General features: G+C 64.0%; 23 protein-coding genes and 1 pseudogene. 16 read left to right on the top strand and 8 right to left on the bottom strand.

The features are described 5' to 3' along the window. Positions 1–74 precede the first annotated feature (74 nt). The 4 genes and pseudogenes from WMW70_RS12660 (at position 75) to pdxH (ending at position 3,667) form a co-directional block, all read left to right on the top strand. Complete coding sequence (locus tag WMW70_RS12660; protein ID WP_341437863.1) at positions 75–530, top strand: hypothetical protein; 456 nt, start codon at positions 75–77, stop codon at positions 528–530. Positions 531–1,077: 547 nt separating this feature from the next. Next, complete coding sequence (locus tag WMW70_RS12655; protein WP_341437862.1) at positions 1,078–2,223, top strand: serine hydrolase domain-containing protein; 1,146 nt, start codon at positions 1,078–1,080, stop codon at positions 2,221–2,223. 89 nt (positions 2,224–2,312) lie between these two features. Continuing rightward, a pseudogene (locus WMW70_RS12650) lies at positions 2,313–2,942 on the top strand (OmpA family protein); the annotation flags it as partial. Between the two features lie 77 nt (positions 2,943–3,019). After that, entirely contained in the window at positions 3,020–3,667 is a 648-nt protein-coding gene (gene pdxH, locus WMW70_RS12645; RefSeq protein WP_341437860.1) for a pyridoxamine 5'-phosphate oxidase, read from the top strand. A 16-nt stretch (positions 3,668–3,683) separates the two neighbouring features. Here the strand turns inward: pdxH and WMW70_RS12640 are convergent, their stop codons facing one another. Next, positions 3,684–3,923, bottom strand: a complete 240-nt coding sequence (locus WMW70_RS12640; RefSeq protein WP_341437859.1) for a hypothetical protein — start codon at positions 3,921–3,923, stop codon at positions 3,684–3,686. Between the two features lie 161 nt (positions 3,924–4,084). Here WMW70_RS12640 and WMW70_RS12635 point away from each other — a divergent pair, with 161 nt between their 5' ends. The 10 genes from WMW70_RS12635 (at position 4,085) to WMW70_RS12590 (ending at position 13,096) form a co-directional block, all read left to right on the top strand. Then, the gene (locus tag WMW70_RS12635) at positions 4,085–4,546 is read left to right on the top strand and encodes an outer membrane lipoprotein (protein WP_341437858.1); all 462 of its coding nucleotides are present in this window, start codon (positions 4,085–4,087) and stop codon (positions 4,544–4,546) included. A gap of 346 nt (positions 4,547–4,892) precedes the next feature. Then, a complete protein-coding gene (locus WMW70_RS12630) occupies positions 4,893–7,685 on the top strand; it encodes a monovalent cation/H+ antiporter subunit A (protein WP_341437857.1) in 2,793 nt (930 codons plus the stop codon). Continuing rightward, positions 7,685–8,014 carry a Na+/H+ antiporter subunit C gene (locus WMW70_RS12625; protein WP_341437856.1) on the top strand — a complete coding sequence of 110 codons (330 nt, stop codon included), beginning with the start codon at positions 7,685–7,687 and terminating at the stop codon, positions 8,012–8,014. Before WMW70_RS12630 ends, WMW70_RS12625 begins: the two co-directional genes overlap by 1 nt. Then, positions 8,011–9,516, top strand: a complete 1,506-nt coding sequence (locus WMW70_RS12620; protein WP_341437855.1) for a monovalent cation/H+ antiporter subunit D — start codon at positions 8,011–8,013, stop codon at positions 9,514–9,516. Before WMW70_RS12625 ends, WMW70_RS12620 begins: the two co-directional genes overlap by 4 nt. Then, the gene (locus tag WMW70_RS12615) at positions 9,513–10,025 is read left to right on the top strand and encodes a Na+/H+ antiporter subunit E (RefSeq protein ID WP_341437854.1); all 513 of its coding nucleotides are present in this window, start codon (positions 9,513–9,515) and stop codon (positions 10,023–10,025) included. The genes WMW70_RS12620 and WMW70_RS12615 overlap by 4 nt, the downstream gene beginning before the upstream one ends. Beyond that, positions 10,010–10,279, top strand: coding sequence for a K+/H+ antiporter subunit F (locus tag WMW70_RS12610; protein ID WP_305256353.1), 270 nt, complete (start codon positions 10,010–10,012; stop codon positions 10,277–10,279). The genes WMW70_RS12615 and WMW70_RS12610 overlap by 16 nt, the downstream gene beginning before the upstream one ends. A 156-nt stretch (positions 10,280–10,435) precedes the next feature. Next, complete coding sequence (locus WMW70_RS12605; protein ID WP_341437853.1) at positions 10,436–10,768, top strand: Na+/H+ antiporter subunit G; 333 nt, start codon at positions 10,436–10,438, stop codon at positions 10,766–10,768. Between the two features lie 236 nt (positions 10,769–11,004). Beyond that, entirely contained in the window at positions 11,005–12,099 is a 1,095-nt protein-coding gene (locus WMW70_RS12600) for a PLP-dependent cysteine synthase family protein (RefSeq protein ID WP_341437852.1), read from the top strand. A 49-nt stretch (positions 12,100–12,148) separates the two neighbouring features. Continuing rightward, positions 12,149–12,658, top strand: coding sequence for a GNAT family N-acetyltransferase (locus WMW70_RS12595; RefSeq protein WP_341437851.1), 510 nt, complete (start codon positions 12,149–12,151; stop codon positions 12,656–12,658). A 42-nt stretch (positions 12,659–12,700) separates the two neighbouring features. Beyond that, a complete protein-coding gene (locus WMW70_RS12590; protein WP_341437850.1) occupies positions 12,701–13,096 on the top strand; it encodes a DUF488 domain-containing protein in 396 nt (131 codons plus the stop codon). Positions 13,097–13,107: 11 nt separating this feature from the next. Here the strand turns inward: WMW70_RS12590 and WMW70_RS12585 are convergent, their stop codons facing one another. From WMW70_RS12585 to WMW70_RS12575, 3 genes are all read right to left on the bottom strand, one after another. Then, positions 13,108–14,724, bottom strand: coding sequence for an NAD(P)/FAD-dependent oxidoreductase (locus WMW70_RS12585; RefSeq protein ID WP_341437849.1), 1,617 nt, complete (start codon positions 14,722–14,724; stop codon positions 13,108–13,110). A gap of 86 nt (positions 14,725–14,810) precedes the next feature. Beyond that, the gene (gene gap / locus WMW70_RS12580; protein WP_341437848.1) at positions 14,811–15,809 is read right to left on the bottom strand and encodes a type I glyceraldehyde-3-phosphate dehydrogenase; all 999 of its coding nucleotides are present in this window, start codon (positions 15,807–15,809) and stop codon (positions 14,811–14,813) included. Between the two features lie 101 nt (positions 15,810–15,910). After that, the gene (locus WMW70_RS12575; protein WP_341437847.1) at positions 15,911–16,582 is read right to left on the bottom strand and encodes a COG3650 family protein; all 672 of its coding nucleotides are present in this window, start codon (positions 16,580–16,582) and stop codon (positions 15,911–15,913) included. A gap of 163 nt (positions 16,583–16,745) precedes the next feature. On the opposite strand from WMW70_RS12575, the gene pfkB reads away from it, so the two are divergent. Together pfkB and WMW70_RS12565 are read left to right on the top strand one after the other, a co-directional pair. Further along, the gene (pfkB, locus tag WMW70_RS12570) at positions 16,746–17,696 is read left to right on the top strand and encodes a 6-phosphofructokinase II (protein ID WP_341437846.1); all 951 of its coding nucleotides are present in this window, start codon (positions 16,746–16,748) and stop codon (positions 17,694–17,696) included. Positions 17,697–17,842: 146 nt separating this feature from the next. Further along, positions 17,843–18,907, top strand: coding sequence for a cyclic nucleotide-binding domain-containing protein (locus WMW70_RS12565; protein WP_341437845.1), 1,065 nt, complete (start codon positions 17,843–17,845; stop codon positions 18,905–18,907). A 120-nt stretch (positions 18,908–19,027) separates the two neighbouring features. Here the strand turns inward: WMW70_RS12565 and WMW70_RS12560 are convergent, their stop codons facing one another. From WMW70_RS12560 to WMW70_RS12545, 4 genes are all read right to left on the bottom strand, one after another. Continuing rightward, entirely contained in the window at positions 19,028–19,885 is an 858-nt protein-coding gene (locus tag WMW70_RS12560; RefSeq protein ID WP_341437844.1) for a glycine betaine ABC transporter substrate-binding protein, read from the bottom strand. A 312-nt stretch (positions 19,886–20,197) separates the two neighbouring features. After that, positions 20,198–21,142, bottom strand: coding sequence for a choline ABC transporter substrate-binding protein (locus WMW70_RS12555; protein WP_341437843.1), 945 nt, complete (start codon positions 21,140–21,142; stop codon positions 20,198–20,200). Positions 21,143–21,174: 32 nt separating this feature from the next. Continuing rightward, entirely contained in the window at positions 21,175–22,056 is an 882-nt protein-coding gene (locus WMW70_RS12550; RefSeq protein ID WP_341437842.1) for an ABC transporter permease, read from the bottom strand. Continuing rightward, complete coding sequence (locus tag WMW70_RS12545) at positions 22,049–23,254, bottom strand: quaternary amine ABC transporter ATP-binding protein (protein WP_341437841.1); 1,206 nt, start codon at positions 23,252–23,254, stop codon at positions 22,049–22,051. Before WMW70_RS12545 ends, WMW70_RS12550 begins: the two co-directional genes overlap by 8 nt. Positions 23,255–23,747: the final 493 nt, after the last annotated feature.

Raw genomic sequence — 23,747 nt, 5'->3', positions numbered from 1 at the left:
TGCCGGTTTGGGGCAGGGCTTATACCGGCTGCTAAGCTGCCAGGTATTCCGGGTATTCCTTGGAGAACGTGATCATGGCTAAGAAAATCACCCGGGTGCTGGCCTTTACCGCTTGCGCCATGCTGCTGTCCTCGATGGCAGCACCCGAGCACAATCCCTTTGTCGGTTCTGCCTACGCCGGTCCCGGCGGCGGTGGCGCGGGTGGCGGTGCCGGTGGCGGCCGTGGCGATGGTGGTGGCGCAGGTGTCGGTGGCGGTAAGGGCAATGGTCTGGGTCAGGGCAAGGGCCAGGCGGGCCAGGCTGGGGCCAACGGCAAAGGCCTGGCCAGTCGTGCGGACAACCGCGGCAGCAGCACTTCCGCCGCCGCCCAGTCCAAGGAAACCAGCGGCCTGGCCAAGGCCATGAGCGTGGTCGCCACGACGGCGGCCTCGTTTGCCGCCGCCATTGGCTTGCAGAATGCCGCCGAGCAACAGGCGTTGCGCGACCCGGACGAAGTCGATGAGGTTGCCACCGTCGAGACTATCGACTAGCCGGTGCAGGCCTGAGGCGCTGCTCAATCCTTGTCCTGCTCCTGCTGCAGGGCATCGCCCAGGCGGCCTTACTGCGGTTTGCCCCCGTCCGGTAGGCCGCCCGCGACAGTACATGGGCGGCCAGTGGGGCGTTGGCCAGCAGCACCAGCACACCCAGCAGCACCTCGCCGCCGGCCACCAGGGGAATCTTGCCAGCCAGGCAAAGGCCGCCAGTGGCGCGAGCATTAGCACTCAGCCGGCTCGATGCGGCAGTCGGTGTGTCAGCCTGGGTGCCAGCAGGGCCGCCAGCGCAATGATGGCCAACAGGCAAAGCACGGCAGTCTCCTCTAGCGTTTTTGGCTCGCCGTTTGTGCGCAGTCGCCTATCGGCGTGCCCGGCAATTGAGCCTTGGCTACGGCTGGTTGTTTTTCAGCATAGAGAGTTGCGCCGGCGCATCGCTATTCCTTGAGGTTTCAGAACGTTGCATGATTGGCCCACTTTGCCGCTGGCATCTTGCGCGAGACTCGTTCAAGGTCGCGGTATTTCAAGGTTCGAGGAGCGCAGGTTGATGCAGGTTCAGGGGTATTTCGATCTCAGGTTCGAGGCGGTCAAGGAGGCATTCGCGGCGCTGTTCGACGATCCGCAGGAGCGCGGCATGGCGCTGTGCGTGCAAATCGGCGGCGAAACCGTGCTGGATATCTGGGCCGGCACCGCGGACAAGGACGGCCAGCAGGCCTGGCACAGCGATACCATTCTCAACCTGTTTTCCTGCACCAAGACCTTTACCTCCGTGACCGTGCTGCAACTGGTGGGCGAGGGCAAGCTGGAGCTGGATGCTCCGGTGGCCCGCTACTGGCCGGAGTTCGCCGCGGCAGGCAAGGAAAAAATCACCCTGCGCCATCTGCTCAGCCATCAGGCCGGGTTGCCGGCCCTGCGCCAGATGCTGCCGGCCGAAGCGCTATACGACTGGCAGGCGATGACCAGCGCACTGGCCGCGGAAACCCCCTGGTGGGCCCTGGGCGAAGGCCACGGTTACGCACCGATCACCTATGGCTGGCTGGTGGGCGAAGTGCTACGCCGGGTCGAAGGGCGCGGGCCGGGCGAGTCCATCGTCGCGCGCACAGCAAAGCCCCTCGGGCTGGATTTCCATGTTGGTCTGGCCGATGAAGACTTCGAGCGGGTGGCGATCATCTCCCGCGGCAAGGGCAACTTCGGCGATGCGGCGGCCCAGCGCCTGCTCAAGACCATGATGAGTGAGCCAGCGGCCATGAGCACGCGGGCCTTTACCAACCCGCCGTCGATCATGACCAGTACCAACAAGCCCGAATGGCGGCGCATGCAGCAGCCAGCGGCGAACGGCCACGGCAATGCCCGCAGCCTGGCCGGCTTCTACAGCGGCCTGCTCGATGGCCAGTTGCTGGAGAGCGAGCTGCTGGCCGAGCTGACCCGTGAACACGCGGTGGGCGAGGACAAGACCCTGCTGACCCATACCCGTTTCGGCCTGGGCTGCATGCTCGACCAGCCCGCGGTCGCCAACGCCACCTACGGCATGGGCCCGCGCGCCTTTGGCCATCCCGGTGCCGGCGGTTCCATTGGCTTTGCCGACCCGGAACGAGATGTGGCTTTCGGTTTTGTCACCAACAACCTGGGACCGTTCGTCTTGATGGACCCCCGAGCGCAGAAACTTGCGCGGCTGTTGGCTGATTGTTTGTAGCAAGCTCGGCTAAACTACTGTGCAATATGGCTTGGCCTGCCGCCCGCGAGCGCAGGCCAGTTTCTCAAGTCTCTAGATGTGGATACCCAATGCCTAACAAATCTCTTGCCATAGCTCTGTGTGTCCTGGTCAGCGGTTGCAGCGCCTTCGAGAAAACCGACAAGGCCGCCAAGGTTGCGCCTATGCCGCCGCCCGCGGTGACCCAGGCCTGGCTCGACGATTATGAACCCCGTGTGCGCGAGGCGATCAAGGGCAGTGCCTTCGAACTGGAGCGCCGGGAAAACCTGCTGGTGGTCACGGCACCGGTGCAGAGCTCGTTCAACCCGGACCGTCCGCACATGATGCTGCCTTCTACCCTGGGGCCTCTGAGCCGCATGGCCAAACTCCTGGAAAGCGACGAGAAGATTGGCGTACTGGTACTGGGCCATGCCGACAGCAGCGGTGCGGATGACCTCAACCGCGAGCTGAGCCACCAGCGTGCCCGGGCCTTTACCTCGATTTTCCGCCTGAGCGGCCTCAAGCAGAACCGCCTGATGGTCAAGGGCTTGGGCTCGGATATGCCGCGCGCCGCCAACGACAGCGCCGAAGGTCGTGCCCTGAACCGCCGGGTCGAGATTCTTCTGACCTCCAAGGCTACCCTCAACGGCCTGATCGCCAAATACAGCCAGCCGGCCGCCGCTCCTGCGGTCGCCGCCGCCAACGTCAAAACCGCTGCCAAATAACTAGTTGTCGTAGATCAAGCCAAGTAATACGGCGAGGGTTAAGCTAGGCGAAATCTGTTCTGGAGGATTCGCCTATGACTCAGACCCTGGCCGATATGCGCCGCGACTACACCCGTGACGGGCTGTGCGAGGCGCAAGCCCCGCTCGAACCCTTCAGCCTGTTTCAGCGCTGGTTTGCCGAGGCGGTAAAGACCGAGCAACTGCCGGTCGAGCCCAATGCCATGACCCTGGCCACGGTGGACGAGGAGGGGCGGCCGCATTGCCGGGTGCTGCTGCTCAAGGGCCTGGATTCGCGCGGCTTTACCTTCTTCAGCAATTACGACAGTGCCAAGGGCCAGCAGCTGGCTGCCAGGCCCTATGCGGCCATGACCTTCTTCTGGCCCAGCCTGGAGCGTCAGGTGCGTATCGAAGGGCGTGTCGAGCGGGTCAGCGCCGAAGAGTGCGATGCCTACTTCCAGGTGCGTCCGCTGGGCAGTCGCCTGGGGGCCTGGGCTTCGCCGCAGAGTCAGGTGATTGTCGACCGTAGCGAGCTGGAACAGCTGCTGGCCGAAACCGAGCAGCGTTTTCTCGACCGCGCGCCGCATTGCCCGCCGCACTGGGGCGGCTACCGTCTATTGCCCGAGCGCATCGAGTTCTGGCAGGGCCGGCCGAGCCGTCTGCACGATCGACTCAACTACCGTCTGGATAATGACAACTGGGTGCGTGAGCGTCTGGCACCCTGACGGCCTGTGGATGGGCTCAGCTGTCGTCGCGGTAATCCCTGGCGGCAGCCTCCAGCCAGGCCTGCAGCTCGCCGCGCTTGATCCCGGTCGCGCGGGCTTCCTGCAGGCGTTCGAGCATATAGCTGCGCTTGTCTGGCGAGTCGCCGGCCAGCGACAGGGCCAGGTCGCGGTCGATCCAGCGTTTGATTCGCACATACAGCCACCAGTGGAAGTACAGGCCCGCCGCTGTGGTGATGGCAACAATAAAATAATCCATGGATCCTCCCCTGGGTCTTCTTTGCAGCTTAAGCCCGCGGCACGCTGGGCCGAAAGAGGGTGCGATGTCGCGGCTGGGGCAAAATTTTGCCTTATATTGACGGGTGACAGTCGGACCGTGCTCGCGCTCTAATAAGCGCCTCGCAAACTGGAGGATCCACCATGCGTAAACCCCTTTTGTTGATTGCCTCGTTGGTCGCGCTGGCCCTGTTGGGTGGTTGCGCCTCCAGTCTGACCGGCGACACTTACTCGCGCGGCGAAGCCCGCGCCGTGCAGACCGTGCGTATGGGCACCATCGAAGCCCTGCGGCCGGTGCAGATCGAAGGCACCAAGACCCCCATCGGCGCAGGTGCCGGTGCGGTTATCGGCGGCATTGGCGGTAGCACGGTCGGTGGCGGCCGCGGCAGTGCAGTGATGGCGGTGATCGGCGCAGTGGCGGGCGGCCTGTTGGGCGCGGCGGCCGAGGAAGGCCTGACCCGTACCCAGGGCGTGGAAATTACCGTGCGCGAAGACGACGGCAGCATGCGTGCCTATGTGCAGGAGGTCGAACCGAATCAGATCTTCCGCGTGGGCGAGCGTGTACGCATCATGACGGTCAACGGTACCAGCCGCGTTACCCATTAAGTGTCGACCGAGCCGGATCAGTAATGGCTGATCCGGCTTTTTCTTGCCTGGGGTTTTATATTGGGCCGTGTTTATCGGGAATGTCCGGTAAATTTCAGGCGGAAACCTTGAATAAGAGCCTTTAGTAATACTTCTATCCATGACGGCGTGCCGATAGGTATGGATAATCGCTGAATTATCCTGTGCCGCCAGGGGGTTAGCGGATTGCTGTAGGCCGTTGCTTCTGGCGCAATCATTTTCCACGCACTGTTAAGCGGGCATAGATCCGCAGCCACACAAGCACGCCGCGGCCCTGAAACGGGGTGGCGTTGCCGTGCTGGTGGGTTCGCATAAAGGGGTTTCATGTATGACGCTTGCGCTGATTATCGCCTTGCCGTTTCTCGGGGCATTGCTCCCCTTGCTGGCAGAGCGCCTGGGCCGATCGGCGTGTGCCGCGGCGGCCGGGATAGCGCCCTTGGCCGCCCTGGTGCTGCTGCTGTCGCAGCAGTCCTCGGTGTTTGCCGGTGAGCTGCTCAAGTTCAAGCTGGAGTGGTTGCCGGCCCTGGGCCTGAACCTCAGCCTGCGCCTCGATGGCCTGGGCTTCCTGTTCGCCCTGCTGATTCTAGGCATCGGCCTGCTGGTGATTCTCTACGCGCGCTACTACCTGGCGAAACAGGAGCCGATGGGGCGGTTCTTCGCCTTTCTGCTGCTGTTTATGGGGGCCATGCTCGGCGTGGTGCTCTCGGAAAACCTGCTGCTGATGCTGATGTTCTGGGAGCTGACCAGCCTGTCGTCGTTTCTTCTGATCGGCTTCTGGAACAGCCGCTCGGATGCCCGCAAGGGCGCGCGCATGGCCCTGGTGGTGACCGGCGGCGGTGGCCTGGCGTTGCTCGCCGGGATTCTACTGCTCGGCCATATTGCCGGCAGCTTCGAGCTGTCCCAGGTACTGGCCGCCGGCCATGCGATTCGTGCCCACGAACTCTACCCGCTGGCGCTGATCCTGGTGCTGCTTGGGGTATTTACCAAATCGGCGCAGTTCCCCTTTCACTTCTGGTTGCCCCACGCGATGGCGGCACCCACCCCGGTATCGGCCTATCTGCATTCGGCAACCATGGTCAAGGCCGGGGTGTTCCTGCTGGCGCGGCTGTACCCGGCGCTGGCCGGTTCGGAGTGGTGGTTCTATCTGGTCAGCGTCACCGGCCTGGTGACCCTGCTGTTCGGTGCCGGGATGGCCCTGTTCCAGCACGACCTCAAGGGCCTGCTGGCCTATTCGACCATCAGCCACCTGGGCCTGATCACCCTGCTGTTCGGCCTCGACACGCGCCTGGCGGCGGTGGCGGCGGTGTTCCATATCATCAACCACGCGACGTTCAAGGCTTCGCTGTTTATGGCCGCGGGGATCATCGACCACGAAACCGGCAGCCGCGATATGCGGCGAATAAACGGACTATGGAAGTACATGCCGCATACGGCGGTGCTGGCCATGGTGGCGGCCTCCGCCATGGCCGGGGTGCCGCTGCTCAATGGCTTCCTGAGCAAGGAAATGTTTTTTACCGAGACGCTCAATCAGCACCTGCTGGGTAGCTTCAGCTGGGTGATCCCCGCCGGCGCGACCCTGGCCGGGGTGTTTTCGGTGGCCTATTCGCTGCGCTTTATCCACGACGTGTTCTTCAATGGCGAGCCGATCAACCTGCCGCATTTCCCGCCCCATGAACCGCCGCGCTATATGAAGGTGCCGGTGGAGGTGCTGGTGTTCCTCTGCCTGCTGGTCGGCATCGTGCCGGCCTACACCGTGGCACCGCTGCTTGCGGTGGCGGCCGCCTCGACCCTGGGCGGGCCGCTGCCCGAGTACAGCCTGTCGATCTGGCACGGCTTCAACCTGCCGCTGCTGATGAGCTTTATCGCCCTGTTTGGCGGCATCCTGGTCTACGCCTTCCGCCAGCCGCTGTTCCGCTGGTACGCCGGGCTGCCGCAACTGGATGCCAAGTTGGTGTTCGAGACCGCGGTGCAGAAGTTCGTCGCTGTGGCCGTGGCGATTACCGGCTTCCTCGAAAATGGCTCCCTGCAGCGCTACCTGGCGCTGATGCTGCTGGCTTCGCTGGCGGTGGTGACGGTGGCGCTGGGGCCTTTGTCGAGCCTGCAGGGCCCGCTGGCCATGAGCCCGGTGGATGCGGTGACGGGCCTGAGCATGGGCATGCTGGCGCTGTCTGCGTTGATTACCGTGGTGTTCCACCGCCGTCGCCTGGTGGCCCTGCTGATGCTCAGCGTGGTGGGCCTGCTGGTGGTCCTGGCCTTTGTGCGCTTTTCCGCGCCGGACCTGGCGCTGACCCAGCTGTCGGTGGAAATGGTCACCATGGTGCTGTTGATGCTGGCGCTGTACTTCCTCCCGGCCACCACGCCGGGCGAGTCGAGCAGCCTGCGCGGGCTGCGCGATTTCGTCCTGGCCGGCGGCTTTGGCACCCTGGTGGCGCTGCTGGTTTATGCGGTGCTGAGTCGGCCCTACGAGTCGATCGCCCACTTCTTTATCGACAACAGCGTCTCCGGGGGCGGCGGCACCAACGTGGTCAACGTGATCCTGGTGGACTTCCGCGGCTTCGATACCCTGGGCGAGATCAGTGTCCTGGCCATCGCCGGAGTCGGCATCTATGCCTTGCTCGGCGGCCTGCAGTTGTTCCAGCCCAAGCAGGACGCCGAAGGCCATGCCTGGGCGCGCGACCGTCATCCGCTGATCCTCGCCACCCTGTCGCGCTTGCTGTTGCCGCTGGCGCTGCTGATTTCCGCCTTTATCTTCCTGCGCGGTCACAACCTGCCGGGCGGCGGCTTTATCGCCGGGCTGATCACCTCTGTCGCGCTGATCCTGCAGTACGTGGCCAATGGCGTGCAGTGGACGCGCTCGCGCCTGGCGCTCAATTATCACCAGCTGGCCGGCGGCGGCGTGCTCCTGGCCGGGGCCACCGGGTTGGCCAGCTGGCTGTTCGGCTTCCCGTTCCTGACCACCACCTTCGGTCATTTCGATATTCCGCTGGTGGGTGAGGTCGAACTGGCCAGCGCCATGCTCTTCGATTTTGGGGTCTACCTGACCGTGATAGGTGCAACCCTGCTGATTCTCGCCAACCTGGGCAAGCTGACCCAGGACGATGCAGCCAAGGAGGTGCATTGATGGAAGCTCTATTTGCCGTAACCCTGGGCATTCTCACTGCCAGCGGCGTTTACCTGCTGCTGCGCGCGCGCACCTTCCCGGTGGTGATGGGTCTGATCCTGCTGTCCTATGCGGTCAACCTGTTCCTGTTCGCCATGGGCCGCCTGCAGACCGGCATGCCAGCGGTGATCGGCCGCAGTGCCGAGTACGCCGATCCTTTGCCCCAGGCCCTGGTGCTGACGGCCATCGTGATCGGCTTCGCCATGACCGCGTTCGTCCTGGTGCTGTCGCTGCGCGGGCTGGGTGAGCTGAACACCGATCATGTCGATGGCAAGGAGCCTAAAGCATGAATCATGCGTTGATCATGCCCGTGTTGTTGCCGATGATTGCCGGCAGCCTGTTGCTGTTCGCCGCACGCCTGTCTCTGGCCCAACAGCGCCTGCTGTCGGTGCTGTCCACTCTGGGGCTGCTGTTGGTCAGTGTCTGGCTGGTGCGCCTGGCCGATGGCGGACAGCTGCACAGCTATGCCCTGGGCAACTGGCAGGCACCGTTCGGTATCGTTCTGCTGCTCGATCGCCTCAGCGCCCTGATGCTGCTGGTCACCGCTGTGCTGGCGCTGTTCGCGGTGCTCTATGCGGTGCGCGGCGACGATACCCGTGGCAGCAGCTTCCATGCTCTGTTCCAGTTCCAGTTGATGGGTATCAACGGTGCCTTTCTCACCGGCGACCTGTTCAACCTGTTCGTGTTCTTCGAGATTCTGCTGATCGCCTCCTATGCCTTGCTCCTGCATGGCGGCGGAGGCGAGCGGGTGCGTGCCGGGATTCACTACGTGGTGCTCAACCTGCTGGGCTCGTCGCTGTTCCTCATCGCCGTAGGCATGATGTACGGCATCGCCGGCACCCTGAACATGGCCGATCTGGCGGTCAAGGTGGCGGCCGCCAGTCCTGACGATGCGGCGCTGATGGGCGCGGCCGGGCTGCTGCTGCTGGTGGTGTTCGGCCTCAAGGCGGCGTTCCTGCCGATGTACTTCTGGTTGCCGCGAGCCTATGCCGCGGCCAGCGCGCCGGTGGCGGCGCTGTTCGCGATCATGACCAAGATCGGCCTGTACTCGATCATGCGCGTGTATATCCTGATCTACGGCGAACAGGCCGGCAGCATCGCCAATCTGGCCGCCGACTGGCTGTGGCCGCTGGCCCTGCTGACGATAGTCTGCGGCGTACTCGGCGCGCTGGCGGCGGTTACCCTGCAGGGGCTGCTGGCCTACCTGGTGGTGGTCTCGGTGGGTACCCTGCTGGCGGGCATCGCCCTGGGCACCCCCGAGGCCCTGAGCGCGGCGTTGTTCTATCTGGTGCACAGCACCTGGATCACCGGCGCGCTGTTTCTCATCGTCGACCTGATCAGTCGCCAGCGCGGCGAGAAGGCCGGCAGGCTGATCCAGGGTCCGGCCTTGTTGCAACCGCTTAGACTCAGCGTGCTGTTCTTTATCGGGGCCATCGCCATTGCCGGTCTGCCGCCGTTTTCCGGCTTTCTCGGCAAGCTGCTGTTGCTCCGCGCGGTGGAGCCAGGCGTGCAGGCGCTGCTGTTATGGCCGGTGCTGCTGCTCGGCGGCCTGCTGACCCTGGTGGCCCTGAGCCGCGCCGGCAGCACGGTGCTCTGGCGCACCGGGCGCGACGTGCTGGGCAGTGCCGAAGGCGATAGCGGGCGCACTGCGGCCGCCGCCGGCCTGCTGCTGATGGTCGTGCTGTTGCTGCCCTTTGCCGCACCGCTGCTGAGCTATATGGATGCCACGGCTGCGCAGCTGTTCGACCTTGGCCCCTATATGCAACTGGTCTCCGCGGGAGAGCCATCATGATCACGGCGTTTACCAATCGCTGGCTGCCGCAGCCGCTGCTCAGCCTGTTTCTGCTGGCCATCTGGCTGCTGCTGATGAACGACCTAGGTCTCGGTCACTGGCTGCTTGGAGCCTTGCTCGGCTGGGCGATTCCGCAGCTGACTCAGGTGTTCTGGGTGCACCCGCCGCGGCTGTACAAGCCGGTCAAGCTGTGTCTGTTCTTCCTGCGCATTCTCGGCGATATCGTCTTCGCCAACCTGCAGGTGGCCAAGCTGATCCTCGGCTCCAGCGCCAAGCTGCGTCCGGCCTTTGTCGAGGTGCCGGTGGAACTGGAAGACGACCTGGCGCTGACCATGCTCGCCAGCATTGTCTCCCTGACCCCCGGCACCGTTTCCGCCGACCTCAGCGACGACCGCAAGACCCTGTTGGTGCATGGCCTGGATGTGGCCGACGAAGCCGAGCTGATCGCGCAGATCAAGCAACGTTACGAGGCCCCCCTGAAGGAGGTGTTCACATGCTCTACTACGTGATTCCCCTGTGCCTGGCGATCATGACGGCAGCCCTGGTGCTGACCCTGCTGCGCCTGATCAAGGGCCCCGATCTGCCGGACCGGATCCTCGCCCTGGACACCCTGTATATCAACGCCATCGCCCTGATCGTGCTATTCGGCATCTGGCTGGGCTCGGACCTGTATTTCGAGGCGGCGCTGCTGATCGCCGTCATGGGCTTTGTCGGTACCGTGGCGGTGGCCAAGTACTTGCTGCGCGGCGACATCATTGAGTGAGAACGAGTTTACGATCTGCTGCGCGTCGGCCCTGCTGCGTTAAAAACAGGCTCAGAATGCTCATTTACAGCTCGTAAACTCCGCTTCCTCGCCTGTTTTTGCCTTGCATGGCTCTAGCTCGCGAGATCGTAAAAAACGTTCCACGGAGACTGCTACATGAATATTTGGCTTGAAGGCCTGGTGTCGATCAGTCTGCTGATCGGCAGCCTGTTCGCCCTGATCGGAGCCCTGGGGCTATATAGGCTGCCGGACTTCTATATGCGCCTGCATGGCCCGACCAAAGCCACCACCCTCGGGGTGGGCGGCATGGTGGTGGCCTCGATGGTCTATTTCAGCAGCCAGGGCAATGGCATCAGCCTGCATGAACTGCTGATCACCCTGTTCCTGTTTATCACCGCCCCGGTCAGCGCCCATATGCTGGCCAAGGCCGCCCTGCAGCAGAAACTGCGCCTGAGCGACAAGACCAGCGGGCGGCCCTGGGACCAGTAGAGCGCCGTATCCGTACTTTCCGTCGCCCGGATTTAATCCGGGTGTGGCTGGCGCGGCGTATCCTCACCTGCCGCACAGTTCGCGCGCCTGACTGTATCTGTCTGCCCCGAGCAAGCCCCTCTACACTCCAGCTTTTCGACGGAGGTGGCGATGATCTGCCTGGGAGATGGCCATGGTGCTGTGGCGCAGTTTCTTTATTGCCCGGAACATCGCCTCGGTCTGACTGAGGAATTGAGATGAGCACAGCACGGCAATGGGCGCGCGAGGCGATCCGCATTATCGAGGCGGATTTCCAGCGCAGCGCCGACACCCACCTGATTCCTCTGCCGCTGCCGGGCTTGCCCGGCGTCGAGCTGTATTTCAAGGACGAGTCCAGCCACCCCACTGGCAGTCTCAAGCATCGCCTGGCCCGTTCGCTGTTTCTCTATGCCCTGTGCAATGGCTGGCTCAAGCCGGGCGCGCCGGTGATCGAAGCCTCCAGTGGCTCCACGGCGATCTCCGAAGCCTATTTCGCCCGTCTGCTCGGCCTGCCCTTTATCGCGGTGATGCCGGCCAGCACCTCGAAGGAGAAGATCGCGCAGATCGCCTTCTATGGCGGCCAGAGTCACCTGGTCGACGACCCGACGCAGATCTACGCCGAATCTGAGCGTCTGGCCCGCGAGAGTGGCGGCCACTTTATGGATCAGTTCACCTACGCCGAGCGCGCCACCGACTGGCGCGCCAACAACAATATCGCCGAGTCGATCTTCCAGCAGTTGCGTAGCGAGCGCTTCCCCGAACCGAGCTGGCTGGTGTCCAGCCCCGGCACCGGCGGCACCCTGGCCACCCTCGGGCGCTATGTGCGCTACCGTCGCCACGCCACGCGGGTGCTTTGCGCCGACGCGGAGCGTTCGGTGTTCTTCGATTACTACCGCAGCGGCGACGCCAGCCTGTGCCTGAACCACGGCTCGCGTATCGAAGGCATCGGCCGGCCGCGGGTCGAGGCCTCGTTCCTGCCGACTGTGATCGACGCCATGTGCAAGGTGCCCGACGCCCTGTCGCTGGCGGCCATGCATTACCTGGCGCAGCGCCTGGGCCGGCGGGTAGGCGGCTCCAGCGGTACCAATCTGATCGGCGCGCTGCTGGTGGCGCAACGTATGGTCGCGGCGGGTGAATCCGGCTCGGTGGTGGCGATTCTCTGCGACGGCGGTGAGCGCTATGCCGGCAGCTACTACGACGACAGCTGGCTCAGCGCCCAGGGCTTTGACCTGGCCCCGTCGATCGCAGCCATCGCCGCCTGCGCCGAGCGCGGCGAACCCCTGCCAGGCGATCTGCCAACGGCTGGCCTTTAACCTGCATCCGGGCTAGTAGAGCCGAGCGTTTCCTGAATCAGGGGGACAGATGAGCGACTTGGAAATACGCCAGGCACAGGCCGGGGACATCGATAACCTCTGTGCGCTGATCTTCGAACACGGCCCCAATCCCTGGAATCACCTGCCAGAGGCCGAGGTGCGCGAGCATCTGCAGGGGATTGCCGACGGCGCGGTGCAGGCCGTGCTGGTCGAGCGAGAGGGCGAGTTGCTGGGCTTTGTCAGCTACCGCCTAACCAGGCTCTTCGCGCGCCATCAGCCCAAGACACGGCGCGGCCACCTGCAGGGCTATATCTGCGAAGCCGTCACCCATCGCGCCATGGCGGGGCGGGGGTTGGGTTCACGTTTATTGCAGCAGGCGGTGATGCAGCTGGGCGAGCAGGGCGTGCGCGATAGCTATATCGACCGTCACGAGGAAAACGCCGCTTCGGCGGGGATGATGCGCAAAGCCGGCTTCGTTGAGGTCGAAACCTATGCCGACCCGCAGCGCAGGCCGAATGGTTCCGGCCGTACCACCCTGTGCTGCTTGCGTTCAGCCTGATGCGCGACAGCGTCGCGGCTGCGTTGCCAGGAGAAGAGGCGGATGATTCAGTGCAAGCGGGTGTACGAAGAGCGTTCGGCAACGGACGGTCGGCGCGTATTGGTCGACCGCCTATGGCCGCGCGGGCTGAGCAAGGCGGCGGTGCAACTGGATGCCTGGTTGCCGGAGGTGGCCCCTTCCACGCAGCTGCGCCGCCAGTTCGCCCATGAACCGGCAGGGTTCGAGGCGTTCCGCGCCCAGTACCGTGCCGAACTGGCGGCTCATCCCGAATATTGGCGGGGGCTGCTGGAGCCGGCCGAACAGGGCGTATTGACCCTGCTGTTCAGCGCCCGTGATGCGCAGCTGAACAATGCCAGGGTCCTGGCCGAGTTTCTCGAGGAAGAGCTGGAGCGCCGTGGCCCGCCAAGCTCGCCGGTTTGCTATGCCGACAGGATGTAAAGCCTCAGGACTTAGCTCGCGGCGATCCCCAGCATGTCCCGCGCCAGGGCTTCGGCCACGCGAATACCGTCTACCCCCGCGGAGAGAATGCCGCCGGCATAACCCGCACCTTCGCCGGCCGGGTACAGACCCTTGACGTTCAAACTCTGCATATCCGCGCCGCGGGTGATGCGCAGCGGCGAGGAGGTGCGCGTCTCGATGCCGGTGAGCACCGCGTCATGCAGGTCGAAGCCCTTGATCTGCTTGCCGAAGGCCGGCAGCGCTTCGCGGATGGCTTCGATGGCAAAGTCCGGCAGCGCCAGAGCCAAATCGCCCAACTTGATTCCCGGTTTATACGAGGGCTCGACGCTGCCCAGTTCAGTGGACGGCTTGCCGGCGATAAAGTCGCCGACCAGTTGCCCCGGCGCTTCGTAGGTGCTGCCGCCGAGCAGATAGGCCTGGGACTCCAGGCGCTCCTGCAATTCCACGCCGGCCAGCGGGCCGCCTGGGTAATCCTGCTCCGGGGTGATGCCGACGACGATGCCGGCGTTGGCATTGCGCTCGTTGCGCGAGTACTGGCTCATGCCGTTGGTCACCACCCGCTCCGGTTCGGAGGTGGCGGCGACCACGGTGCCGCCGGGGCACATGCAGAAGCTGTACACCGAGCGGCCGTTGCTGGCGTGGTGCACCAGCTTGTAATCGGCTGCACCGAGCTTGGGGTGGCCGGCGTATTTGCCCAGGCGCGCGCGGTCGATCAGGCCTTGCGGGTGCTCGATGCGGAAGCCCACCGAGAACGGCTTGGCTTCCATAAATACCTCGCGCTTGTGCAGCATGCGGAAGGTGTCGCGCGAGCTGTGGCCCAGGGCCAGGATCACATGGCGGCTGAGCAACTGCTCGCCACTGTCCAGTACCACGCCCTGCAACTGGCCGTCCTCGATCAGCACGTCGCTGACCCGCTGCTGGAAGCGCACTTCGCCGCCCAGGGCCTTGATCTCCTCGCGCATGGTGGCGACCACACCGGTGAGGCGGAAGGTGCCGATATGCGGCTTGCTGACGTAGAGAATCTCTTCCGGCGCGCCAGCCTTGACGAACTCCTGCAGCACCTTGCGCCCCAGGTGCTTGGGGTCCTTGATCTGGCTGTACAGCTTGCCGTCGGAGAAGGTGCCGGCACCGCCTTCGCCGAACTGCACATTGGACTCGGGGTTGAGCACGTTCTTGCGCCACAGGCCCCAGGTGTCCTTGGTGCGCTGGCGCACTTCGGTGCCGCGTTCCAGCACGATGGGCTTGAGCCCTGCCTGGGCGAGGATCAGCGCGGCGAAGATGCCGCAGGGGCCGAAGCCGACCACCAGGGGGCGTTCTGCGAGGTTCTTGGGTGCCATGCCGACTGGTTTGTAGGCGGTGTCCGGGGTGACGCTGATATGCCGGTCATCGCTGAACTTGGTCAGCAGCGCCGCTTCATCGCGCAGTTCGCAGTCGATGGTGTAGATGAAGTGCATCTCACTGGATTTCTTGCGCGCATCGTAGCTGCGCTTGAACAGGCTGAAGTCGAGCAACTCGCTGTCTTCAATCCCCAGGCGCTGGACGATGGCCGGGCGCAGGGCCTCGTCGGGGTGGTCGAGGGGCAGCTTGAGTTCGGTGATGCGGAGCATGGGGCAATTCCAGAATCAGGGCCGGAGGCAACCCGGCAGCTTGTAAAGGCGGCGATTATAAACCTGTTCGGCCTACGGGCGGGATCTCAGGGATGGGTCCAGGCCAGCAGCACATCCAGCATGCGATTGGCGAAGGCCCATTCGTTGTCGTACCAGGCCAGCACCTTGACCAGATCGCCCTGCACCCGGGTGTGGTTGAGGTCGACCACGCAGGACAGCGGATGGCCATTGAAGTCGCTGGATACCAGCGGCAGGTCGCTGCACTCCATCACGCCGGCCGGCAGCTGTTGCGCCGCCTGCTGCAGGGCGGCATTGATCGCTTCGCGGCTGCTCGGACGCTCGCAGGTGAAGGTCAGGTCGAGCAAGGACACGTTGGGTGTCGGCACCCGTACCGAGAGGCCGTCCAGGCGTCCGGCCAGTTCCGGCAGGACCAGGCCGATGGTCTTGGCCGCACCGGTGCTGGTGGGGATCATCGACAGCGCGGCGGCGCGGGCGCGGTAGAGATCGCTGTGGGCCTTGTCCAGCAGGTTCTGGTCGTTGGTGTAGGCGTGGATGGTATTGACCAGGCCCTGGCGAATGCCCACCGCCCGATGCAGCGCCTGGGCCAGGGGAGCCAGGCAGTTGGTGGTGCAGGAGGCGTTGGAGACGATCTGCTGACTGCCCAGCAGCTCATGGTTGACGCCATAGACCACGGTCAGGTCGGCACTGTCCAGCGGATGGGAAAGCAGGACACGGGGGCTGCCGGCAGTCAGATGCTGTTCGACCTGAACACGTTTTTTCAGCTTGCCGGTGCATTCCAGCACCAGGTCGATGCCGTGCTGTTGCCAGGGCAGGTTGATCACCTCGCGTTCGCGCAGCAGGTGGATCGGCTGGTCATCGATCTGCAGCAAGTCGCCTTGCAGGTCGACCTGCCTGGCAAAGCGGCCAAAGGTGGAGTCGAAGCGGGTCAGATGGGCGAGGGTGGCCGGGTCGCCGAGGTCGTTGATCGCGCAGAGGTGGATCTTGCGCTGCAGGTCGCGCTCGAAGAGCGCGCGCACCAGGCAGCGGCCGATGCGTCCATATCCGTTGATGGCAATGCGCAACATGGCGTTATTCCTTGGGCTGAGTTCCTTTTCAGCTTAGGTCAGCGCGCGCGCCGTGCAGGGCCAAAGCTCGGGGCAGATGGCGTCTGCCCCGACTGGGCCTGTCAGTCGTTGCGTGCGCCGCCAAAGGAGGCGCAGCCGCGCAGCACTTTACCGTTCAGGCGCAATTCGGCGCTCATGTGCTGCACGGTGCCGCTCATGCTGTCGACGCAGCGTTGCGGGGCGACCCACAGCTCCAGCCGCTCGCCATTGGCTTCGCTGCTCAGGTTGAAGCGGCCCTCGGGCAGTTGCTCTTCCAGATAGGGCAGGGCCAGGGGTTCCTGGCCAGGGCGGTCGAGGACCAGGCCGCGGTTGCTGACCAGCACGCTCCAACCCGGCTCCTGGCCGCTGGCGCGCAGGCTGCTGCGCTTGAAGTTGAGGTCTTCGCAGCCCGGGCCTTCGGCCTGCAGGCGGTAGACCTGGCTGGGTACGAACTTGCCATCGAGGCCGGCCGCGGGGGTAGCGCTCAGTTCGCCACGCAGGTCGACGAACAGGCTGCTTGCGCCGTCGCCCAGCAACCCGGCGGCTTCACGGCTGATGCCGGTGCTGCCGTCATCGCCAATCACGAAGCGGCGTTGCTCCTGGCAGGGACGCAACAGCAGCTGGCCGTCCTGCAGGCTGAGTTCGCCCTGCAGGCGAGTGGCCGCTGCGCTTTTGGGGGCGGGCTGCGGGGTAAACACCTGGCAGCTGGCGAGCAGGGGCACCAGGGCGGCGCAAAGGTAGGGGCTGAAACGCATGCGGACTCTCCTGAGTAAGGCCGCACACGTTACTCAGGCCGCCGCACTATCACAAGGGCGCAACAGGGCGCGCTTGCGGCGCACCGGTTAGCGGCCAGCGTAACGCGCGGCGGCGACCTAAAGTGAATACTAAGGCCCTGCAGCATGCCGACTAGGAGAACCAATGAGCCGCATCGTCACCTTGACCCTGAGCCCGGCGCTGGATGTCGCCACGACGGTACCGCGTCTCTATCCGGACGCCAAGCTGCGTTGTGCACCGCCGGTGTATGCCCCCGGTGGCGGTGGCATCAACGTCGCCCGGGCCATCCAGCGCCTCGGTGGCCGGGCCCTGGCCGTGTTTCCGGCCGGCGGTTCGACGGGCCGCCATCTGACCGATCTGCTCAGTGCCGAGGGGGTGCCCAGCCAGGCTCTGGCGGTCGAGCAGTGGACCCGCGAATGTATCAATCTGGTGGAGTGCAGCAGCGCCCAGCAATATCGTCTGGTGATGCCCGCTGCCCGGCTTGGGCGGGACGAGCAGGAACAATTGCTGGCGGCACTGCAGACCCTGCCGCGGCCCGACTACCTGGTGGTCAGCGGCAGCCTGCCCGACGACCTGGACGAGGCGTTTGTGCCGCGTCTGCTGAGCTGGGTCAGGCAGCAGCGCATGCGTTGCATCTTCGACAGTGGTGCGGCGGCGTTGCGCCAGGCCCTGGAGTGCGGTGGGGTGTTTCTGATCAAACCCAATATCGCCGAACTCAGCGCCCTGGCCGAGGTGGAAATTGCCGAGCCCGGACAACTCGCCGGCATCGCCCGGGGGCTGATCGCCGCGGGACAATGCCAGGTGGTGCTGGTCTCGCTTGGCCCCCAGGGCGCGCTGCTGGTCAGCGCCGACACGACCCTGGGCATTGCCGCGCCAACGGTACGCAAGCGCAGCACCGTTGGCGCGGGCGACAGCATGGTCGCGGCACTGACCCTCAAGCTGGCCGCCGGCAGCGAGCTGGTCGAGGCTGCCCGCTATGGGGTGGCCGCCGGTACAGCCGCGATCATCACCGAGGGCAGCGAACTCTGCCGCCATGCCGACACCGAACAGCTGTTCGCCTGGGTGCAGCAGCAGTCCGCAGCGGGGGCGGGGTAGCTCGGCCGGCGGTGCGGGGGCGGCTCTATGCTCTCTGACGAAATGAACGCCCAGGTGTGGGCCGCTGAACTAGGGTAAATAAGTGGCTCGCTTGCTGTGCCCGATCGACCCAGCCTGCGCTGGCCGCCTTAGCGGAGGGCTTTACCATGAGCAATGCTACGCCTCGCCTGACGCTGGAGCTGCTGCTGGGCTTCAGCCCGTTCGATTTTCTCAGCCCGCAATACCAGCAGCAGGCGCTGGACAGCCTGCAGTATGTGCAGCGCAAGGCCGGCACCCAGCTGTTCAAGCGGGGCGATAAGTCCCTGGCGCTGTATTACCTGCTGCACGGCCAGGTCGGCCTGGGCGAAGAGGGCGCGCGTCAGCCGCTGCTGGCCGGCAGCCTGGAGGCCTGCCATGCCCTCAACGAAGCCCAGCCGCAGTTGCAAACGGTGGTGGCGCAAAGTGACGTGACCCTGTTCGCCCTGGAGCGCGGTCTGCTCGAACGCCTGCTGAACTGGAGCCAGAGCGCCGACTACGGGGTGATCAGCCTGGATGGGGCGAGCGAGGAGGAGTCCGGCCAGGATGACTGGCTGGCCAAGCTGCTGCGCTCGCCGCTGTTCGGCCGGTTGCCGCCGGCCCACCTGCATACCTTGCTGGGGCGCTTTGAATTTACCGAGGTAAAGGCCGGGCAGGCCGTGGTGCGTTATGGCGAGCCCGGCGAGCACTTCTATGTGCTCAAGCGCGGTCGCGCCGCGGTAACCCTGCCATCGGCCTATGAGGAGGGGCCGCAGCAGATTCTTCAGGCGGGAGATTTCTTCGGTGAGGAGGCGCTGGTCAGTGGCGCGGTGCGCTCGGCCACCGTGACTATGCTCGAGGACGGCGTGCTGGCGAGCCTGGAGCGCGAACTGTTTGTCGAACTGGTTCATCCCGCGTTGATTCCGCAGATCAGCCCAGTGCAGTTGCAGCAGATGACCCGACTCGGCCAGCGCGCCTGCCTGCTGCTGGATGTGCGTCTGCCCTTCGAGTACCGCCAGGGTCACCAGCCGGGCAGCATCAGCCTGCCGGTGGCCAATCTGCGTACCCATGCCAGCAGCCTGGAGCCGAACACCCTATATGTGGTGACGCCGGAAGGTGGGATCCGCAGTGAACTGGCGGTGCACCTGCTCAATCAGCTGGGTTTCGAGGCCTACCTACTCACCGAACCGCCCGGGCAGCCCACGGTTGCGGCCTGAAAAGGCGGCGGGCCAGCCGCGTGCAGCAAGCAGCCTGCCCTGGTGCGCGCGGTGGCTGACGGGTAGATAGGCATTAAAAAACGGGCCGAAGCCCGTTCTTGTCCTGCGATGTAACAACCCTTACTTGAGCCAGCCGGCTACGCGTTCCGGGTTGGCGGCGATCCAGTCCTTGGCGGCCTGTTCCGGCTTGACGCCTTCGGTAATGGCCAGCATCACCGCGCCCACTTCTTCTGCATTCCAGGAGAACTTCTTGAGGAAGGCAGCGGCCTCTGGAGCTTTGGCTTCCATACCCATGCTGGCCACGGTATCGATGTGCTCAGCTTCGCCGAAGACATTCTGCGGATCTTCGAGGAAGCGCAGTTTCCACTTGGCGAACATCCAGTGCGGAATCCAGCCAGGGACCACGATGGCTTCGTTCTTCTTCTCGGCGCGAGCCAGGGAGATTGCCATGGCCGGACCGGAGCTCGGCATCAGCTTGAAGTCCAGGTTGTATTTCTCGATGGCTTCTTCGGTGCGGCGCATCACGCCAGCACCGGCGTCGATGCCGGTGATCTTGCCGTCGTAGGCTGCTTTGCTGTTGTTCAGATCTGCGATGCTCTTGGCTTCGACGTAGTCGGGAACCACCAGGCCAATTTTCGCGCCCGTATAGTTGGTGCCGAGCACCGTGACCTTGTCCTTGAGTTTTTCAAAGTACTCGCCGTGGGTGACCGGCAGCCAGGCGGAGAGAGTCGCGTCGAGGTCGCCTCTAGCCACGCCTTGCCACATGATCGCAGGCTCGACGGCTTTCAGCTCGACCTCGTAGCCGAGATTACTCTTTAGGATTTCGCTGGCCACATGGGTGGCGGCGACGCTGTCGTCCCAGCCATTGACGTAGCCAATGGTCAGGCTGGGTTTGTCCGCCGCCATGGCGGTGCTCATACCCAGGGCCAGGGCGGCGACGCCGAGGCCTTGCAAACACAGGTTCTTCAAATTACGCATAGGTGTACTCCGTCAGTGAGAGTGGCAGTTCTGTTGCGTGACTGGCGCGTTCTTCTTGCGGGCCTAGCTGGTAAACATCCTGGTGTCGCGGTTGTGTAGCCCGGACGGAATCCGGGGGTGTTGCATGGCCGACGAGCCCGTTCCCGAATTGCATCCGGGCTACGCAATGGCCGGGCTCAGACAGCGCCGCGAGGTAAATCGCGGGTACAGCAAATCAGGCGATGGCCGCGCGGCCTCGCTGGTTGAGCTGCTAATAAACTGGCTTGGTTAACCGCGCCGCCCGCAGATCAGCGGGGCGGCGCGGGATCTGGCTTACAGGCCGACGTGCTTCTTCACCGCGGCGATGCCGTCCTGGCCGTCATAGGTGGTGACGCCGTCCAGCCACTGCTCGAGGATCGCCGGGTTGGCCTTGATCCACTCGGCGGCCACCGTGGTCGGGTTCTGTTTTTCCAGAACCTTTTCCATCAGCTGGCTTTCGATTTCCACGGTGAACTGCAGGTTGTTCAGTAGCTTGCCGACGTTGGCGCAGCGCGCTTCGTAATCCGGCGGTACCACGGTGTAGACCTTGGCCGCGCCATAATCCGGGCCGAACACGTCATCACCGCCTTCCAGGTAGGTGATGTCGAACTGGGTGTTCATCGGGTGCGGGGCCCAGCCGAGGAAGACCGCCGGCTCGTTCTTGCGCACCGCGCGCTGCAGTTGCACCAGCATGCCGGCTTCGCTGGACTCGACCATCTTGAACTCGCCGAGGCCGAACTGGTTGCTCTTGATCATGGCGTCAATCAGCAGGTTGCCGTCATTGCCCGGCTCGATGCCGAAGATCTTGCCGTCCAGCTGATCCTTGAACTTGGCGATATCGGCAAAGCTCTTCAGCCCGGCTTCGGCGGCGTAGGTAGGCACGGCCAGGGTGTACTTGGCCCCTTCCAGGTTGGCCTTGGGCAGCACCTTGACCCCGCCATCCTTGGTGAACGGCTCGATCACGGCGTCCATCGAGGGGGCCCAGTAGCCGAGGAATACGTCGATCTGATTGTTCTTTACCCCGGTAAAGGCGATGGGCACCGAGGCCATGATCTTGCGCGTTTTGTAGCCCAGGCCTTCGCTGAGGGTCATGGCCACGCCGGTGGTGGCGGCGATATCGGCCCAGCCGATTTCGGCGAAGCGCACCATCTGGCAGCTTTCCGGTTCCTGGGCCCAGGCGTTCTGCAGCAGCGCCGCCGATAACAGACCGACACCTGCGAGGGTTTTTATGCTTTTCATCTGCGACTCCCTGTGTTGAACAAAGTTGAGGCTTATTGACGCTGCAGTTTGCCGCTGAACCAGGCAACCAGGCTGTTGGACTTTTTCTGCTGCGGTGTGCCGAAGCTTTCGGTGATGCGGTCGAGAATGATCGCCAGCAACACTACGGCCATGCCGCTTTCGAAGCCTAGACCGATATCCAGGCGCTGGATGCTCGCCAGTACGTCGTTGCCCAGGCCGCCGGCACCGACCATCGAGGCGATGATCACCATCGACAGGGCCATCATGATGGTCTGGTTGACCCCGGCCATGATCGACGGCATGGCGTTCGGCAGCTGCACCTTGAACAGCAGCTGGCGGGCGTTGCAGCCAAACGACTGGCCGGCTTCGACGATTTCCTTGTTGACCTGGCGAATACCCAGGTTGGTCAGGCGCACCGCCGGCGGCATGGCGAAGATCACCGTGGCGATGATCCCCGGCACACGGCCGAGGCCGAACAGCATGGCCGCCGGAATCAGGTAGACGAATGCCGGCATGGTCTGCATGAAATCGAGAATCGGCCGGATGGTGGTCGACACCCGCTCGCTACGCGCCGCCCAGATCCCCAGAGGGATGCCGAGAAGCAGGCTGATCAGGGTGGCGGAGAAGGTCAGCCCGAGAGTCACCACCGTCTGTTCCCAGAAGCCGGTGAGCACGATCAGGACGAAGGAGATGGCGGTGAAGATGGCGAACTTGTAACTGATGCGCCACAGGCTGAGGCCGACGAAGATGGCGATCAGCAACCAGGCTGGCGGCAGCATCAGCAGCCACTCGATGCCTTCGGAGAAACCATTGACCACACCGCCGAGGTTGTCGAACCCTTCGCTGTAATTGTCCAGCAGGTGCTGCACCACATCGTTGACCCAGCTGCCCAGGTCGAGTTGTTTCTCACTCATGGGATTCTCCCTGCAGGCGGGTCAACAGACGGCCCTTGCTGATGGCACCAGAGTAGTGGCCGTTGCAGTCGATCACCGGAATCGGCCCTTCGTTATCCACCAGGCGTTCGATCACCTGATCCAGCGGCATGTCTTCGGGAATCGGTTTGATTGTCTTCAGCACCTGGCCGTCGAGGCCACAGGTGGTGCCGCCTTCGACCAGCAGGGCGATCTTCTCCAGGCTGATGGAACCCTGGAAGTTGTTCTGCTCGTCGACGACAAAGGCGTAGTGCTTGTCCAGCGCCTGCAGTTCCTGGCAGACCTGCTGCGCATCCGGCGCTCTGCCGTTGTGCACATAGATCGGCACGCTGTCGGCCATCAGTTGGCCGGCGGTGAGGTAGCGGTTGGTGTCGACGGTGTTGAAGAAGTTGCGCACGTAATCGTTGGCCGGGTTGTCGATCAGCTCCTGGGGGGTGCCGACCTGGACCAGCTTGCCGCCTTCCATGATGCCGATACGGGTGCCGATGCGCATGGCCTCTTCGATGTCGTGGGAGACGAAGATGATGGTGCGCCGATCGGTCTTCTGCAGCTCCAGCAACACGTCCTGCATCTCGCGGCGCTTGAGCGGGTCGAGGGCGGAAAAGGCCTCGTCCATGATGATCATCGAGGGGTCGACGGCCAGGGCGCGGGCCAGGCCGACGCGCTGCTGCATACCACCGGACAGCTCATGGGGATGTTTGTGAGCGAAGGTGTCCAGGCCGACCTGCTTGAGCACTTCCATGGCGCGCTTCTCGCGCTCCTTGCGGCCCTTGCCAGCGACTTCCAGGCCGAAGGCGGCGTTGTCCAGCACGGTGCGCGAGGGCATCAGGGCGAAGGACTGGAAGACCATGCTCATATCGCGGCGGCGCAGGTCGATGAGTTCCGACTTGGGCATCTTGGCGACGTTCTGCCCGTCAATAAACACGTCACCGCCGCTCGGCTCTACCAGGCGGTTGATCAGGCGAATCAGGGTCGATTTGCCCGAGCCGGACAGGCCCATCAGGACAAATATCTCGCCTTCCTCGACGCTGAACGACACGTCGCTGACGCCGATTACCGCGCCTTTCTCGGCAAGGATCCTGTCCTTGCTCCAGCCCTGTTTGAGCAGGTCGATGGCTTCTTGTGGTTCTGGGCCGAAAACCTTGTAGAGGTTCTTGACCACGATTTTTCCAGACTGCATGGGATGATTCCCCTTCAGTAGACATCCAGATCAGTGTTGCGCAACCGAGCGCACGCCAACGGGCGTTCGTCCGGTGATGCCGACTGTTCTTGCCTGTGTGGGTTTACTGGGTTCGGGGGTATGAGCCGTGCCTTGCCACGCAACACTTTCAGGGCGCTCAGGCACAACCGCTGCAACGCTCCAGTTGCCTTGTGGGCAATGGACGCTATGGGGGCGTACTGTCGAGTCAACCTTGCTGTGCCGTGCTGCAAACCGCGTTCCAAACCCTCTGGCAGTGTTACGAAGTCCCATCCTTGGGTTTTACACACCTCGACCCGAGGTGCGCGTACATCCGAAATTTCTTGTTGGGCTGGCACCCATCATGGGGTGAGCCAGCGCTTATATATTCTTCGGTCCGGGGCTGTGGGTCCCGGTCTGCCTCCCCGGTTATGAGGTGGCAGCGACGAAATCGGCTGACTCAACGATATAGTCTTCGGCCTGTCGCAATTGTCGG

The organism is Pseudomonas sp. XK-1 (assembly GCF_038069885.1).
GTDB lineage: Bacteria > Pseudomonadota > Gammaproteobacteria > Pseudomonadales > Pseudomonadaceae > Aquipseudomonas.
The sequence above is the reverse complement of the archived record's forward strand: the minus strand, read 5'-3'. Positions and strand labels throughout refer to the sequence as shown.

Coding starts and splice junctions, on each gene's coding strand:
- WMW70_RS12660 (WP_341437863.1), top strand. CDS start 75: ATGGCTAAGAAAATCACCCGGGTGCTGGCCTTTACCGCTTGCGCCATG.
- WMW70_RS12655 (WP_341437862.1), top strand. CDS start 1,078: ATGCAGGTTCAGGGGTATTTCGATCTCAGGTTCGAGGCGGTCAAGGAG.
- pdxH (WP_341437860.1), top strand. CDS start 3,020: ATGACTCAGACCCTGGCCGATATGCGCCGCGACTACACCCGTGACGGG.
- WMW70_RS12640 (WP_341437859.1), bottom strand. CDS start 3,923: ATGGATTATTTTATTGTTGCCATCACCACAGCGGCGGGCCTGTACTTC.
- WMW70_RS12635 (WP_341437858.1), top strand. CDS start 4,085: ATGCGTAAACCCCTTTTGTTGATTGCCTCGTTGGTCGCGCTGGCCCTG.
- WMW70_RS12630 (WP_341437857.1), top strand. CDS start 4,893: ATGACGCTTGCGCTGATTATCGCCTTGCCGTTTCTCGGGGCATTGCTC.
- WMW70_RS12625 (WP_341437856.1), top strand. CDS start 7,685: ATGGAAGCTCTATTTGCCGTAACCCTGGGCATTCTCACTGCCAGCGGC.
- WMW70_RS12620 (WP_341437855.1), top strand. CDS start 8,011: ATGAATCATGCGTTGATCATGCCCGTGTTGTTGCCGATGATTGCCGGC.
- WMW70_RS12615 (WP_341437854.1), top strand. CDS start 9,513: ATGATCACGGCGTTTACCAATCGCTGGCTGCCGCAGCCGCTGCTCAGC.
- WMW70_RS12610 (WP_305256353.1), top strand. CDS start 10,010: ATGCTCTACTACGTGATTCCCCTGTGCCTGGCGATCATGACGGCAGCC.
- WMW70_RS12605 (WP_341437853.1), top strand. CDS start 10,436: ATGAATATTTGGCTTGAAGGCCTGGTGTCGATCAGTCTGCTGATCGGC.
- WMW70_RS12600 (WP_341437852.1), top strand. CDS start 11,005: ATGAGCACAGCACGGCAATGGGCGCGCGAGGCGATCCGCATTATCGAG.
- WMW70_RS12595 (WP_341437851.1), top strand. CDS start 12,149: ATGAGCGACTTGGAAATACGCCAGGCACAGGCCGGGGACATCGATAAC.
- WMW70_RS12590 (WP_341437850.1), top strand. CDS start 12,701: ATGATTCAGTGCAAGCGGGTGTACGAAGAGCGTTCGGCAACGGACGGT.
- WMW70_RS12585 (WP_341437849.1), bottom strand. CDS start 14,724: ATGCTCCGCATCACCGAACTCAAGCTGCCCCTCGACCACCCCGACGAG.
- gap (WP_341437848.1), bottom strand. CDS start 15,809: ATGTTGCGCATTGCCATCAACGGATATGGACGCATCGGCCGCTGCCTG.
- WMW70_RS12575 (WP_341437847.1), bottom strand. CDS start 16,582: ATGCGTTTCAGCCCCTACCTTTGCGCCGCCCTGGTGCCCCTGCTCGCC.
- pfkB (WP_341437846.1), top strand. CDS start 16,746: ATGAGCCGCATCGTCACCTTGACCCTGAGCCCGGCGCTGGATGTCGCC.
- WMW70_RS12565 (WP_341437845.1), top strand. CDS start 17,843: ATGAGCAATGCTACGCCTCGCCTGACGCTGGAGCTGCTGCTGGGCTTC.
- WMW70_RS12560 (WP_341437844.1), bottom strand. CDS start 19,885: ATGCGTAATTTGAAGAACCTGTGTTTGCAAGGCCTCGGCGTCGCCGCC.
- WMW70_RS12555 (WP_341437843.1), bottom strand. CDS start 21,142: ATGAAAAGCATAAAAACCCTCGCAGGTGTCGGTCTGTTATCGGCGGCG.
- WMW70_RS12550 (WP_341437842.1), bottom strand. CDS start 22,056: ATGAGTGAGAAACAACTCGACCTGGGCAGCTGGGTCAACGATGTGGTG.
- WMW70_RS12545 (WP_341437841.1), bottom strand. CDS start 23,254: ATGCAGTCTGGAAAAATCGTGGTCAAGAACCTCTACAAGGTTTTCGGC.